The sequence below is a fragment of the Modestobacter lacusdianchii genome, from assembly GCF_054177765.1.
The window spans coordinates 18,162-30,424 of the sequence record NZ_JBJJTJ010000010.1 but is presented as its reverse complement, the minus strand read 5'-3'; the positions used below and the strand labels follow the sequence as shown (position 1 = coordinate 30,424).

The window sequence follows — 12,263 nt, the reverse complement described above, 5'->3', positions numbered from 1 at the left end:
CGTCCGGTGCTGGTGGCGGTCAGCCCGCGGCGGGCTCGGAGGACTCCAGCGCCTCGACCGCGGCGACGTCGCGCAGGATCGCGGCGAGCTCGGCCGACGTCCAGGCCTCGCAGCAGTCGCAGGTGCCGGTGGCGGAGAAGCTGCGCAGCCCGAGGCTGCCGCCGGCCTGGTCCTCGGCGAGGGCGAGCTGACCGTCCTCGGGGTTGCGGTGGCATCGGCACGACGAGGCGCACATGCCCAGCCCCCAGCCCGAGACGATCACGGCCGGGCCGTTCTCGTGCACCCGGCCGAGCTGGAAGATGGAGGGCTTCTGGCGGTACGACATGTCGGTCTCCCCTCGCCGTCCTGCCGCGGAGGCAGGGGGTCGTGTTCGGCGTTCGGGGAGAAGTAGACAGGAACCGTGTTTCATGTCCGCGCCACCGGGGCATGAAACGCGGTTCTCCGATTCTGTCGTGCACAACCGCACCACCGGGCGCGCCCGTTCCACCGGCCCCGCACGCACCTCCCACCCCGGCCGTGCCCGTGGGTCAGCCGCGTCCGCCCAGGTCCAGGGCCACCTCCGGGTAGAGCGGGTGGGCCTCGACCAGCTCGGTCGCCCGGGCCCGCACCCGCTCGGCCACCGCGGCGTCGAGCTGGTAGCGCACCTTCGAGTCGCCGTCGGGCCGGGTGGCGGTGAGGACGTCGACCAGCAGGTCGCCGACCTCGGCCAGCTCGCTCTCCCGCAGCCCGCGGGTGGTCAGCGCCGGGGTGCCCAGCCGGATGCCGCTGGTGTACCAGGGGCCGTTCGGGTCGGCCGGCACGGAGTTGCGGTTGGTGACCAGGCCGGCGTCCAGCAGGGCCGCCTCCGCCTGCCGCCCGGTGAGCCCGAAGCCACCGACGTCCACCAGGACCAGGTGGTTGTCGGTGCCGCCGGTGACCAGCCGGGCGCCGCGGCGCAGCAGCTGCTCGGCCAGCGCCCGGGCGTTGTCCACGACCTGCTCGGCGTAGCCGGCGAACTCCGGGCGCCGCGCCTCGGCCAGCGCCACCGCCTTGGCGGCCATCACCTGGGGCAGCGGGCCGCCGAGCACCATCGGGCAGCCCCGGTCGACCGACGGCGCGTACCCCTCGGTGCACAGCACCATGCCGCCGCGCGGCCCGCGCAGCGACTTGTGCGTGGTGGTTGTGACCACGTCGGCGTGCGGCACCGGGTCGAAGTCACCGGTGAGCACCTTCCCGGCGACCAGCCCGGCGAAGTGCGCCATGTCCACCAGGAGCGTGGCGCCCACCTCGTCGGCGATCTCCCGCATGGCGGCGAAGTCGACCCGGCGCGGGTAGGCGGAGTAGCCGGCGACCAGCACCAGCGGCCGGAACTCCCGCGCCCGCTCGCGCAGCGCGGCGTAGTCGATGAGCCCGGTGGCCGGGTCGGTGCCGTAGCTGGACTGCTCGAACATCTTCCCGGAGATGTTCGGCCGGAAGCCGTGGGTGAGGTGCCCGCCGGCGTCCAGCGACATGCCCAGCATCCGCTGGTCACCCAGCGCCCGGCGCAGCCGGGCCCAGTCGGCGTCGGTGAGCGCGTCGACGTTCTTCACCCCGGCCTCGGCCAGCGCAGGGGTCTCCACCCGGTGGGCCAGGATCGACCAGAAGGCGACCAGGTTCGCGTCGATGCCCGAGTGCGGCTGGACGTAGGCGTGGTCGGCACCGAACAGCTCGCGGGCGTGCTCGGCGGCCAGCCGCTCCACGGTGTCGACGTTCTGGCAGGCGGCGTAGAACCGGCGCCCGGGGGTGCCCTCGGCGTACTTGTCGCTGAACCAGTTGCCCATCGCCAGCAGCACGGCCGGCGAGGCGTAGTTCTCGCTGGCGATCAGCTTCAGGCTCGAGCGCTGGTCGGCGAGCTCCTGCCCGATCGCCTCGGCCACCCGTGGCTCGACCTGGGCGATGACGTCCAGGGCGCTGGCGAAGGCGGCGGTCTCGCGGGTGACGGTGCTGGTCACGGGGTCTCCTCGATCGCGACGGGAGCCCAGGCGCGCGGCAGACGTCAGGTCGACGAGGCCGCTCCCCGGTGGTCGTTCCCACCTGCGATGCGCCAGTCACGGCCCACGGCGAGCCTAGCGAGCCGACTGCCGGGTGCACCAGCGCGCCGGACGCCGCCCGAAGGCTGTCCACCGAACGCTTGAGCGCTGCCCCCCACGGAGGGCAGCGCTCAAGCGTCGGAGGTGACGTGACGGCCGGGCCGGGGTAGGGCGGGGCCATGTCCATGAGCGCACCGTTCGACCCGGTCCAGCCCAGCAACGACGACCAGGGCATCCCCGCTGCGGACGCCGGCCAGGGCTCCCCGCCGCCCGCGGAGGGTTTCGGCATCGGCGGGGAGGAGCCCGATGCCCCCGAGCAGGCCGACGAGGCCGGCGCGGCCCCGCAGAGCGACACCCCGTTCCGCACACCGGACCCCGACGAGGTCGGGCCCGAGGCGACCGGCAACCCGGTCGACCCGGCGGTGGCCACGAACTCCCCGGACCCGGGGCAGACCGGCCGCGACCAGCGCTGACCCGTTGCTCGGCCGGGGTGCCCACCAGGGCGCCCCGGCCGACGGTCAGCTCGCCGGGCTGACCGAGCTCATGTTGAAGTCGGGCACCCGGAGCATCGGCATCGCCGTGCGGGTGAACCAGTCGTTCCACTCCCGGGGCAGCGTCCGCTCGGTACGGCCGGCCTCGGTGGCCCGGCCCAGCAGGTCGACCGGCGACTCGTTGAACCGGAAGTTGTTCACCGCGCCGGTGACCTCGCCGCCCTCCACCAGGAAGACGCCGTCGCGGGTGAGGCCGGTGACCAGCAGGGTCTGCGGGTCGACCTCCCGGATGTACCAGAGCGTGGTGAGCAGCAGGCCGCGCTCGGTGCGGGCGATCATCTCCGCCTGGGTGGCGGTGGCATCCGGGCACTCGAGCACCAGGTTGTCCAGTGCGGCGGTCGCCGGTGCGGTGGTCTTCAGCGCCCAGGCGCGCGGCCGGATGAGGTTGGTGAGCACCCCGCCGGAGATCCAGTCGACGGCGGGGGTGGCCATGCCGTTGTCGAACACCGACGCGCTGCCCGACGAGCCGCCGACCACCTGGAACGGTGAGGTCTCCAACCCGGGGGCGTGCGGGTCGCTGCGCAGGGTCAGCGGCAGCTGGGCCAGCCGCTCGCCGATCCGGTTGCCGCCGCCGGCCTTGGCGTAGACGCTGCGGCCCTCGTCGGCGTCCCGGGCCTCCATCGACCAGTAGGCCACGATCATCAGGTCGCTGACCGTGGACGGCGGCAGCAGCGTCTCGTACCGCCCGGCCGGCAGGTCGATGCGGCGGGCCGACCAGGCCATCTTCTGCTGGATCTCGGCGGCGAGGTCGGCCACCGAGACGTCGGTGAAGTCGCGGGTGCCCACCCCCGCCCACACCGAGCGGCCGAAGTCGGCGCTCTTGCCGTTCAGCTCGACCCGGCCGGTGGGCTGGTCGTGCCGCAGCCGCAGCCCGGTGGAGGTGCCCAGCCAGGTGGTGGCCATCTGGTGCTCGGCGAAGCCGAACAGCAGCTGGTCGCGGCTGCGGGCGTCGCCGAAGGCCTCACCGAGGGCAGGGGAGAAGTCGCCGAAGACGTCGATGGAGGTGGTCGCGGCCGGCGCGTCCCAGTCGCCGGAGCCGGGTGGCGCCTCGCTGATCAGCGGCACGGCGTCCTCGGCGGGGCCGGCGTCCCGGGCGGCCTGCTCGCTCTGCCGCACCAGCTCGGCGACGTCCGGGGTGCCGGTGCGGGCGACCGTGCCGCTGGCCATGCCCGAGCCGCCGTCGACGAAGGAGACGACGACCACCTGCCGCGAGCGCATGGCCCCGTTGGTGGTCAGGCTGTTGCTCGCCCAGCGGAGGTTTGCCTCGGAGCTGTCGGTGACGTAGACGACTGCGCCGTCGGCCTGCGACGCCGCCAGCGCCCGCTCGACGATCTCCTGCGGGGACACCCTGCCGCTCATCGCTCCGCTCCTCGCTCGCCGGCGCTCGCTGCGGTGCTCACTCGCCGACTCGCTGACGCTCGCCGGCCGGGGTACCGGCTCATCGCCCACCCTCCTGCTTCGTGTTGAGGATGGTCGTGTTCTCGAACAGCGCGGTCGGGCAGCCGTGGCTGACCGGGGCCACCTGACCGGGCTGGGCCTTGCCGCAGTTGAACGCCCCGCCGAGGACGTAGGTCTGCGGCCCGCCGACCGCCGTCATCGAGCCCCAGAAGTCGGTGGTCGTCGCCTGGTAGGCGACGTCTCGGAGCTGACCGGCCAGCTTGCCGCCCTCGATCCGGTAGAACCGCTGCCCGGTGAACTGGAAGTTGTAGCGCTGCATGTCGATCGACCAGCTGTTGTCGCCGACCACGTAGACGCCGCGCTCGACCCCGCCGATGATCTCCTCGGTCGAGGGGCCGTCGGGCACCGGCTGCAGGGAGACGTTCGCCATCCGCTGCACCGGCACGTGGGCCGCGGAGTCGGCGAACGCGCAGCCGTTGGAGCGCTCCATCCCGCGCAGCCGCGCCATGTTGCGATCGACCTGGTAGCCGACCAGCACCCCGTCGCGGACGAGGTCCCACTGCTGGCCGGCGACGCCCTCGTCGTCCCAGCCCACGGTGGACAGGCCGTGCTCGGCGGTGCGGTCACCGGTGACGTTCATCAGCGGCGACCCGTACTGCAGGGTGCCCAGCTTGTCGACGGTGGCGAACGACGTGCCGGCGTAGGCGGCCTCGTAGCCCAGCGCGCGGTCGAGCTCGGTGGCGTGGCCGACCGACTCGTGGATGGTCAGCCACAGGTTGGAGGGGTCGACGACCAGGTCGTAGCGGCCGGGGTCGACCGAGGGGGCCTTGACCTTCTCGCGCAGCAGCTCGGGCAGCTCGGCGAGCTCACCGCGCCAGTCCCACCCCGCACCGGTCAGGTACTCCCAGCCGCGACCCACCGGTGGGGCCAGCGTGCGCATCGACTCGAAGCTGCCGGTGCTGCGGTCGACGGTGAGCGCGGTGAACTCCGGGTGCACCCGCACGCGCTGCTGCCGGGTGCGGGTGCCGGCCGTGTCGGCGTAGAACTTCTGCTCCTTGACCTGCATGACGCTGGTCTGCACGTGCTCGACGCCGTCGGCGGCCAGCAGCCGCTCGGAGAGCTCGGTGAGCAGCGCGGTCTTCTCCGCGTCCGGGACGGCGAACGGGTCGACCTCGTAGGCCGAGACCCACTCCCCGTCGTGGCTGGGCTCGGGCGCCAGCTCGACCCGGTCGGTGTTCATCGCCGCCGACACCTGGGCGACCGCGACGGCCTCCTCGGCCAGCCGCACCGCCTCGGCCGCGGTGAGGACGACGCCGGCGGCGAAACCCCAGGTGCCCTCGTGCACCACCCGGACGGCGAGGCCGAGGTCCTCCCCGTCGGCGAGGGCCTCCAGCCGGGCGTCGCGCAGCCGCACGGTCTGGGTGCGGATCCGCTCGACCCGCAGGTCGGCGTGCTCGCAGCCCAGGTCGGTCGCCCGGGTCAGCGCGGCCTCGGCGAGCGCGGACAGCGGCAGGGCGAGGAAGGACTCGTCGACGGAACGGGGCTGTGCCACGGGTCGTGTCTACCAGCCCGCGCCGACGGGACGCACCGGAGTTGCTGAGCCGCGCTACAGATCCCCCTGGGTGACGTCAGTGCAGGTGCCGCTGCCAGTCGGCCGGCACCCGGCCGGCGGGACCGGGCACCGGCTGACCTGCCGGCCGCGCGTGCGGTGGGGCGAGCACCGGGCCGGCACCGAACTGCTCGGCGCCGTAGTCCCAGAACCAGTCCTCGCCCGGCTCGTAGCTCTGCGCGATGCGGTGGCCGGTGTCCGCGGCGTGGTGCGACGCGTGCTGGGACGGCGAGGAGTCGCAGCACCCGACCTGCCCGCAGGCGGCGCAGCGGCGCAGGTGCAGCCACCAACCGCCGCTGCGGTCGCACTCGAGGCACCCGGCGCCGCTCGGCGGCACGGTCGGGTCGATCTGGTCCATCGGGGCTCCTCGGGTCCGTCGTCCGGGCGCGGTGATCGTGCCCCGCCGGGGGCGACGAGGGCAACGACGCCGCTGTGCAGGTACTGCTGGTCCCAGGGCGCCGGACCGACGATGCGCGCACACCGACCGGTTGCGGACGCCCGCCCGAGGGGTAACCCGCGACGCATGACCGCACCCGGGGACGACGACGTCACGCTCACCTTCGGCGGCACCGCCACGACGCTGCTGCGGATCGGGCCGTTCACCCTGCTGACCGACCCGAACTTCCTGCACCGCGGCCAGTGGGCGCACCTGGGCTACGGGCTGCGCAGCCGGCGGCTGACCGACCCGGCCCTGCTCCCGGCGCAGCTGCCGGCGCTGGACGCCGTCCTGCTCAGCCACATGCACGGCGACCACTGGGACCGGGTGGCCACGAAGGCGCTGCCGAAGGAGACGCCGGTGGTGACCACCCCGGAGGCCGCCGGCTGCCTGGCGAAGCGGGGCTTCACCGCGACGGCGGACCTGCGCTCCTGGCAGACTCACGAGCTCAGCCGGGGCACCGACACCCTGCGGGTGACCAGCGTCCCGGGCGTGCACGGCCCCGGACCGCTGGCCCGGCTGCTGCCGCAGGTGATGGGCAGCGTGCTGGAGCTGGTCCGCGGCGGGCAGGTGACCTGGCGCGGGTACGTCAGCGGCGACACCCTCTTCCGCCCGGTGCTCGGCGAGGTGCTGCAGCGGTGCGGGCCGCTCGACGCGATGGTCCCGCACCTGGGCGGCACCAAGGTCGCCGGCATCACCGTGACCATGGACGCCCGGCAGGGCGCCGACCTGGTCGAGCTGCTCACGCCCCCGGTGACCGTGCCGGTGCACTACGACGACTACGGCCTGTTCAAGAGCCCGCTGGGCGACTTCGTCGCCGAGGTGGCCGCCCGCCGGGCGCCGGGCGAGATCCGCACCGTGGGCCGCGGTCAGACGGTCTCGCTGCGCGCCTGATCCACCCCGGGGACGACCCGCCGAGCTGGGCAGATCACCCCGCGGGCCGACGACGGCTGACGACGTCCGGCCCGACGCTGTTCCTGCCACCGAACGGTGGCGGGAACGAGTGGAGGCACCCGGTGGTCAGCACGAAGAAGGTCGTCCTCGGCGCGGTGACGGCGCTGTTCGGGGTGATCGGGGCGGGTGCGGCCGCGCTCGCGGTCACCGTGCCCGCGGGGGTGCAGGGCCCGGGGGCGGTGCTCGCCGAGCTGCAGGGGCACACCGACACCGCCGACCACGCCACGGCCGAGGCCGCGCCCCGCGACGACGTGCCGGACTGGACCCGCGACGTGGGCACCGACGTCGTCGTGGTCCGCCCCGGGGACGCCGCCGGCGACGACGCCGGCAGTGTGCGGGCCGACATGACGCTGGCCAGCGGGACGACGCTGCCCGCGGACTGCACCGCACTGGACCAGGTGGGCATGCCCTGGGACGGCGGCGGACGGTGGCCGGACCTCGGCAGCAGCGCCCAGCTGTGCGACGGCTGGGTCACCGTCCTGCAGGGCGACCACCTCTACACCTGGACCGACGACCGGACACGCGGCTGATCCCGGCCGCCGGGCTCACGCGGGCCGCCTCCCGGGCACCCCGGCGGTGACCCGGGCCCGGTTCAGCGGCCGGCGAGGCGCATCGCCCGGGTCTGCACGTCGGCGCACAGCTCGGCCTCGTCGACCGTGGTCGAGATGCCGTCCCGGACCACCTGCCGGCCGGCGACCCAGGTGTCCCGGACGTGCCGGGAGCCGACCGACCACACCAGGTGGGTGAGCAGGTCGGTGACGTCGCCGACCGGCACGAAGGCGATGTCGTCGGTGTCCACGTGCACCAGGTCCGCGCGCCGTCCGACGGTCAGCTGGCCGAGGTCGTCGCGGCCGATCGCCGCGGCCGCCCCGCCGGTGGCCAGCCAGAACGCCTCCGGCGCGGTGAGCGCGGTGGCGTCCCGCTCGCGCAGCCGGGCCAGCTGGGCGGCCAGCCGCAGGTCCTCGAACAGGTCCAGGTTGTCGTTGGACGCCGGGCCGTCGGTGCCCATGCCGACGCGGATGCCCAGGTCGAGCATGTCCCGCAACCGGGCGGTGCCGCTGGCCAGCTTGGTGTTGCTGCCCGGGCAGTGGGCCACGGCGACGTCGTACTCGCGCCACAGCTCCAGGTCGCCGTCGTCCATGTGCACGCAGTGGGCGCCCAGCACCCGGCCGCCGAGCACGTCGTGCGCGGCGAGCAGCTGCGGCACGCTCTGGCCGTGCTGGGCCAGCAGGTCGGCGCCCTCCGTGGCGGTCTCCGCGACGTGGGTGGTCAGCAGCATCCCGTGCTCGCGGGCCACCTCGGCGGCCTGGGTGAGCACCGGCAGCGGCACGGTGTAGGCCGAGTGCGGGCCGATGCCCCACTCCACCTGGTCGTCGCCGGTGCCGGCCGACGCGGCCGCGGTGGCCAGCTGCTCGTCGAACGAGCCGAACCCGGGGAGGCCGATCAGCGCGTGGGTGATCAGCCCGCGCGCCCCGGTGCGCCGCACCGCGGCGGCCATCCGGTCGGGGTGGAAGTACATCTCCACGCTGGTGGTGACGCCGTGCCGCAGCATCTCCGCCGACGCCGCGGTCATCGCGACCTCGACGTCCTCGGGGGTGAGCCGGGCCTCCCGCGGCCACATGACCTCGTTGAGCCAGCGGTCCAGCGGCAGCCCCTCGCCCTGACCGCGGAACAGCACCATCGGCGCGTGCGAGTGGGTGTTGACCATGCCCGGGGTGAGCACCCCGGGCAGCGCGGTCACCTCGGCGTCGGGTGCCTCCGGCGCCTCGGCGGCCGGGCCGACCCAGGTGATCAGGCCGTCATCGACGTCCAGCACGGCATCGGGGACGACGGTGCCGGCGCGGTCCCCGACCACGACGGCGCGGGCCGAGAAGCGCTGCACCATGGCTGCAGACCCTACGGTCGCCCCGGCCCGCCAGCAGCACGGCGCACAGCCTGCGCCGTTACCGTGTGGGCCATGTCCGTCCTCGCCGCCGCTGCGTCCGACGAAGGCGGGATCACCGGCTTCCTGCTCGACCTCATCGACAAGCTGGGCGCGTTCGGCGTCGGGCTGACGATCCTCATCGAGACGGTCATCCCGCCGATCCCCAGCGAGGCCGTGCTCGGGGCCGCCGGCGTGCTGATCAACGACGGCCGGATGTCGATCGTCCCGGTGATCATCTGGGCCACCGTCGGCTCCGTCGCCGGCGCCACCGTCCTCTACTGGGTGGGCCGGCTGCTCGGGCCCCGCCGCTCGCACGCGTTCCTCGACCGGTTGCCGCTGGTGGAGACCGCCGACGTCGACCGCTCCTTCGAGTGGTTCGCCCGGCACGGGCGCGGCGCGGTCTTCTTCGGCCGGATGGTGCCGATCGTGCGCAGCTTCGTCTCGGTGCCCGCGGGCGTGGTCAAGATGCCGTTCTGGCAGTTCCTGCTGTTCACCGCCGGCGGGAGCCTGCTGTGGAACTGCCTGCTGATCGGGCTGGGGGTGGCCGCCGGCGACTTCGTGCAGGCCAACCTGCACTACCTGGACTACGCGGTGGTGGCCGTGGTCGTCATCGCCGTGGCCTGGTTCGTCTACAAGAAGGTGACCGGGCGGTACCGCCGCCCACCGCAGGCGGGCCAGCACCTCCCGCTGGAGCACGAGGACCAGGGGTGACCGACCCGCGCACCCGCCCGGACGTCGTGGCCTTCGACGTCAACGAGACGCTGCTGGACATCGCCCCGGTCGGCGCGGCCCTGGCCGAGCAGGGCAGCTCGACCGACCAGCTGCCCGCCGTCTTCTCCCGGGCCCTGCTGACCGGCTTCGCCGGTGCGGCGGTCGGCAGCTGGTTCCCCTTCCGGGCCGCGTTCGAGGCCTCGGTCGCCCAGGTGACCGGGCTGCCGTCGTCGGCGTGCACGGCGGTGGCCGACGCGTTCATGGAGCTGTCCCCGCACCCGGACGTCGAGCCCGCGTTCCGCCGGCTGACCGGTGCCGGCGTCCGGGTCGTGACGCTGAGCCACGGGTCGTCCGGGGTCGCCGAGGCGGGGCTCACCCGGGGCGGGCTGACCGCGCTGGTGGAGCAGACGCTGACCTCCGAGTCGATCCATGCGTGGAAGCCCGCCCGAGAGGCCTACCTCTGGGCGGCCGGGGTCTGCGGCGTGGCACCGGACCGGATGGCGATGGTGGCGGCGCACTCGTGGGACGTGCTGGGCGCCGGTCGCGCCGGCCTGACCACCGGCTTCACCTGCGGCCGCTCGGAGCGGGTCTTCGCCGACGTGTACGACCCGCCGCACGTGCAGGGCAGCTCGCTGGTCGAGGTGGTCGAGGCGCTGCTCGCGCTGCCCCCGGCGTGACCCGGCACCTCCCCACCCCGCTGGGCCCGGCCCAGGTGCACCGCAGCGCGCCGGACGGCGACGTGCGCGGCACCCTCCTGCTGGGCCACGGCGCCGGTGCCGGCAGCGGCACCGCCGACGTGCTGTCCGTCGCGGACGCCGCCTGCTCGGCCGGCTGGGCCGTGTTGCGGGTCGACCAGCCGTGGGTGGTGGCCGGCCGGCGGATCGCCCCGGCACCGGCCCGGCTGGACGAGGGCTGGACGGCGGTGCTCACCCACCTGCAGGCCGACGGCGCACTCGTCGGGCCGGTCGTCGTCGGCGGCCGCAGCGCCGGCGCCCGCGTCGCCTGCCGCACCGCCGCCGCGGTCGGCGCCGACGGGGTGGTGACGCTGGCGTTCCCGTTGCACCCGCCGGGCAGGCCGGAGAAGAGCCGCGCCGCCGAGCTGCGGCAGGTCGGCGTCCCGCTGCTCGTGGTGCAGGGCGAGACCGACGCGTTCGGGCGGCCGGCGGAGGTCGAGACCGCGCTCGCCGGTCACCCGGGGCGGGTGCAGGCGGTCCCCGGCGACCACGGCCTGAAGAAGGACCCGGCCGCCGTCGCCACCGCCGTCGTGGACTGGCTGCAGGCGTTCCCTCCGGCCTGAGGCCCAGGGCCGTCCCCCCGCACCCACGACTGTCCCCCTGCACCAACGCTGGTGCAGGGGGACAGCCGGTGATCAGGTCAGGTGAATTCACGTGGTGGACGCAACGCCGTCGTTGTGAGGCGCTGACAGTAGCTTGGCCATGGCCTCGGCTGGGGTGTCCCAGCCGAGGGTCTTGCGTGGGCGGCCGTTGAGTTCATCGGCGACGGCGGCCAGGTGCTCGGGGCTGTGGGTGGAGAGGTCGGTGCCCTTGGGGAAGTACTGGCGGAGCAGGCCGTTGGTGTTCTCGTTGCTGCCGCGCTGCCAGGGTGAGCGGGGGTCGCAGAAGTAGACCGGCAGGTCAGCGGCGACGGTGATCTCGGTGTGCCGGCGCATCTCCAGGCCCTGGTCCCAGGTCAGGGAGCGGCGCAGCGCCTCGGGCAGGCCGCCGATCTGGTCGATGATGGCGTCGCGGACGGCGATCGCGTCGGCTGGTCCGGGCAGGTGCAGCAAGATCGTGAACCGGGTGGTGCGCTCCACCAGGGTGCCGATCGCGGACTTGTTGCCCTTGCCCAAGATCTGGTCGCCTTCCCAATGCCCGGGCACCGCCCGGTCCTCGGCCTCGGCGGGGCGTTCGCTGATCATGACCTTGTCCGGGATGCGCCGGTCGGGATCGGCGCGGCCATCGACCCGTCGGCGGGGCTTGCGGACCGCCCGCCCGGTGCGCAGGCAGGCGGCCAGCTCGCGGCGCAGTGATCCGCGGCCTTGCACGAAGAGGGCCCGGTAGATGGTCTCGTGCGAGGCGCGCATCTCCGGGTCGTCGGGGAAGTCGCGGGTGAGCCGGGCCGCGATCTCCTCCGGAGACCACTTGCTTCCCAGGTCCGCCTGCACCCGGTCCCGCAGCGGCTCGTGCTCCAGCTTGCGCGACTTGGGCCGCCGAGCCCGGCCCTCGGCGGCCTGCTGCGCGGCCACCGCCCGGTAGGGCCGCCCGGGCCGGGCAGGCCCGTTGAGGGCGATCTCCCGGCTCACCGTGGAGGGAGCCCGGCCGATCTGGCGGGCGATGGCCCGCAAGCTCAGCCCAGCGGCCAGCCCGACGGCTATCTCCTCCCGCTCCGACAGTGACAGATACCGGCCGGACAGCTCATCCAGGTCCAGAGGCGTCACCCCACCACGGTCCCGGAACCACCGCCGCGCCGTCGACCCCGTCACCCTCGCCGACGCCGCAGCCGCCGACGTCGACGCGCCCTCCCGGACCACCGCCCGCCAGAACAACCGCTCCTTCTCCCGCGTGACCGCCACCAGCACACCCCTCCATCAGGGTGTTGCGACCACCACCTGAGCCCGAGTCACCTGATCGAC

13 protein-coding genes and 1 riboswitch are annotated in these 12,263 nt (G+C 74.3%); of the genes, 6 read left to right on the top strand and 7 right to left on the bottom strand.

Annotated features, from left to right (window positions below; all coding sequences use genetic code 11):
- Nucleotides 1–19: 19 nt before the first annotated feature.
- Nucleotides 20–325: a hypothetical protein gene (locus ACJTNH_RS09280; RefSeq protein ID WP_458174865.1), complete on the bottom strand. Its 306-nt coding sequence runs from the start codon at nucleotides 323–325 to the stop codon at nucleotides 20–22.
- A gap of 202 nt (nucleotides 326–527) precedes the next feature.
- Nucleotides 528–1,970 carry a glycine hydroxymethyltransferase gene (locus ACJTNH_RS09275; protein WP_458174863.1) on the bottom strand — a complete coding sequence of 481 codons (1,443 nt, stop codon included), beginning with the start codon at nucleotides 1,968–1,970 and terminating at the stop codon, nucleotides 528–530.
- 17 nt (nucleotides 1,971–1,987) lie between these two features.
- A riboswitch (ZMP/ZTP riboswitch) is annotated at nucleotides 1,988–2,080 on the bottom strand.
- Nucleotides 2,081–2,233: 153 nt separating this feature from the next.
- Between ACJTNH_RS09275 and ACJTNH_RS09270 the strand changes: the two genes are divergently transcribed.
- Nucleotides 2,234–2,521 (top strand): hypothetical protein, encoded by a 288-nt coding sequence (locus ACJTNH_RS09270; protein ID WP_458174861.1) that lies wholly within the window; start codon nucleotides 2,234–2,236, stop codon nucleotides 2,519–2,521.
- Between the two features lie 45 nt (nucleotides 2,522–2,566).
- Here the strand turns inward: ACJTNH_RS09270 and ACJTNH_RS09265 are convergent, their stop codons facing one another.
- From ACJTNH_RS09265 to ACJTNH_RS09255, 3 genes are all read right to left on the bottom strand, one after another.
- A complete protein-coding gene (locus tag ACJTNH_RS09265) occupies nucleotides 2,567–3,958 on the bottom strand; it encodes a metallopeptidase TldD-related protein (protein WP_458174859.1) in 1,392 nt (463 codons plus the stop codon).
- A 79-nt stretch (nucleotides 3,959–4,037) separates the two neighbouring features.
- Entirely contained in the window at nucleotides 4,038–5,549 is a 1,512-nt protein-coding gene (locus ACJTNH_RS09260; RefSeq protein ID WP_458174857.1) for a TldD/PmbA family protein, read from the bottom strand.
- 76 nt (nucleotides 5,550–5,625) lie between these two features.
- On the bottom strand, nucleotides 5,626–5,964 hold the full coding sequence (locus ACJTNH_RS09255; RefSeq protein ID WP_458174855.1) for a UBP-type zinc finger domain-containing protein: 339 nt from the start codon (nucleotides 5,962–5,964) through the stop codon (nucleotides 5,626–5,628).
- A 165-nt stretch (nucleotides 5,965–6,129) separates the two neighbouring features.
- Between ACJTNH_RS09255 and ACJTNH_RS09250 the strand changes: the two genes are divergently transcribed.
- Together ACJTNH_RS09250 and ACJTNH_RS09245 are read left to right on the top strand one after the other, a co-directional pair.
- On the top strand, nucleotides 6,130–6,936 hold the full coding sequence (locus ACJTNH_RS09250) for an MBL fold metallo-hydrolase (RefSeq protein WP_458174853.1): 807 nt from the start codon (nucleotides 6,130–6,132) through the stop codon (nucleotides 6,934–6,936).
- 122 nt (nucleotides 6,937–7,058) lie between these two features.
- Nucleotides 7,059–7,526 (top strand): hypothetical protein, encoded by a 468-nt coding sequence (locus tag ACJTNH_RS09245; RefSeq protein WP_458174851.1) that lies wholly within the window; start codon nucleotides 7,059–7,061, stop codon nucleotides 7,524–7,526.
- 62 nt (nucleotides 7,527–7,588) lie between these two features.
- Here ACJTNH_RS09245 and ACJTNH_RS09240 read toward each other — a convergent pair whose 3' ends face one another.
- Nucleotides 7,589–8,881, bottom strand: coding sequence for an amidohydrolase family protein (locus ACJTNH_RS09240; RefSeq protein ID WP_458174849.1), 1,293 nt, complete (start codon nucleotides 8,879–8,881; stop codon nucleotides 7,589–7,591).
- A 72-nt stretch (nucleotides 8,882–8,953) separates the two neighbouring features.
- Between ACJTNH_RS09240 and ACJTNH_RS09235 the strand changes: the two genes are divergently transcribed.
- From ACJTNH_RS09235 to ACJTNH_RS09225, 3 genes are read left to right on the top strand one after another with little or no spacing between them, the layout of a single operon-like run.
- Entirely contained in the window at nucleotides 8,954–9,631 is a 678-nt protein-coding gene (locus ACJTNH_RS09235) for a DedA family protein (RefSeq protein ID WP_458174847.1), read from the top strand.
- A complete protein-coding gene (locus tag ACJTNH_RS09230; RefSeq protein ID WP_458174845.1) occupies nucleotides 9,628–10,308 on the top strand; it encodes an HAD family hydrolase in 681 nt (226 codons plus the stop codon). The genes ACJTNH_RS09235 and ACJTNH_RS09230 overlap by 4 nt, the downstream gene beginning before the upstream one ends.
- Entirely contained in the window at nucleotides 10,305–10,928 is a 624-nt protein-coding gene (locus ACJTNH_RS09225) for an alpha/beta hydrolase family protein (protein ID WP_458174843.1), read from the top strand. Before ACJTNH_RS09230 ends, ACJTNH_RS09225 begins: the two co-directional genes overlap by 4 nt.
- 87 nt (nucleotides 10,929–11,015) lie before the next feature.
- Here the strand turns inward: ACJTNH_RS09225 and ACJTNH_RS09220 are convergent, their stop codons facing one another.
- Nucleotides 11,016–12,209: an IS30 family transposase gene (locus tag ACJTNH_RS09220; RefSeq protein ID WP_458174841.1), complete on the bottom strand. Its 1,194-nt coding sequence runs from the start codon at nucleotides 12,207–12,209 to the stop codon at nucleotides 11,016–11,018.
- Nucleotides 12,210–12,263: the final 54 nt, after the last annotated feature.

Excerpts from the sequence above, each read along its gene's own strand:
- ACJTNH_RS09250 (WP_458174853.1), top strand. The coding sequence starts at position 6,130 with ATGACCGCACCCGGGGACGACGACGTCACGCTCACCTTCGGCGGCACC.
- ACJTNH_RS09255 (WP_458174855.1), bottom strand. The coding sequence starts at position 5,964 with ATGGACCAGATCGACCCGACCGTGCCGCCGAGCGGCGCCGGGTGCCTC.
- ACJTNH_RS09280 (WP_458174865.1), bottom strand. The coding sequence starts at position 325 with ATGTCGTACCGCCAGAAGCCCTCCATCTTCCAGCTCGGCCGGGTGCAC.
- ACJTNH_RS09270 (WP_458174861.1), top strand. The coding sequence starts at position 2,234 with ATGAGCGCACCGTTCGACCCGGTCCAGCCCAGCAACGACGACCAGGGC.
- ACJTNH_RS09235 (WP_458174847.1), top strand. The coding sequence starts at position 8,954 with ATGTCCGTCCTCGCCGCCGCTGCGTCCGACGAAGGCGGGATCACCGGC.
- ACJTNH_RS09240 (WP_458174849.1), bottom strand. The coding sequence starts at position 8,881 with ATGGTGCAGCGCTTCTCGGCCCGCGCCGTCGTGGTCGGGGACCGCGCC.
- ACJTNH_RS09265 (WP_458174859.1), bottom strand. The coding sequence starts at position 3,958 with ATGAGCGGCAGGGTGTCCCCGCAGGAGATCGTCGAGCGGGCGCTGGCG.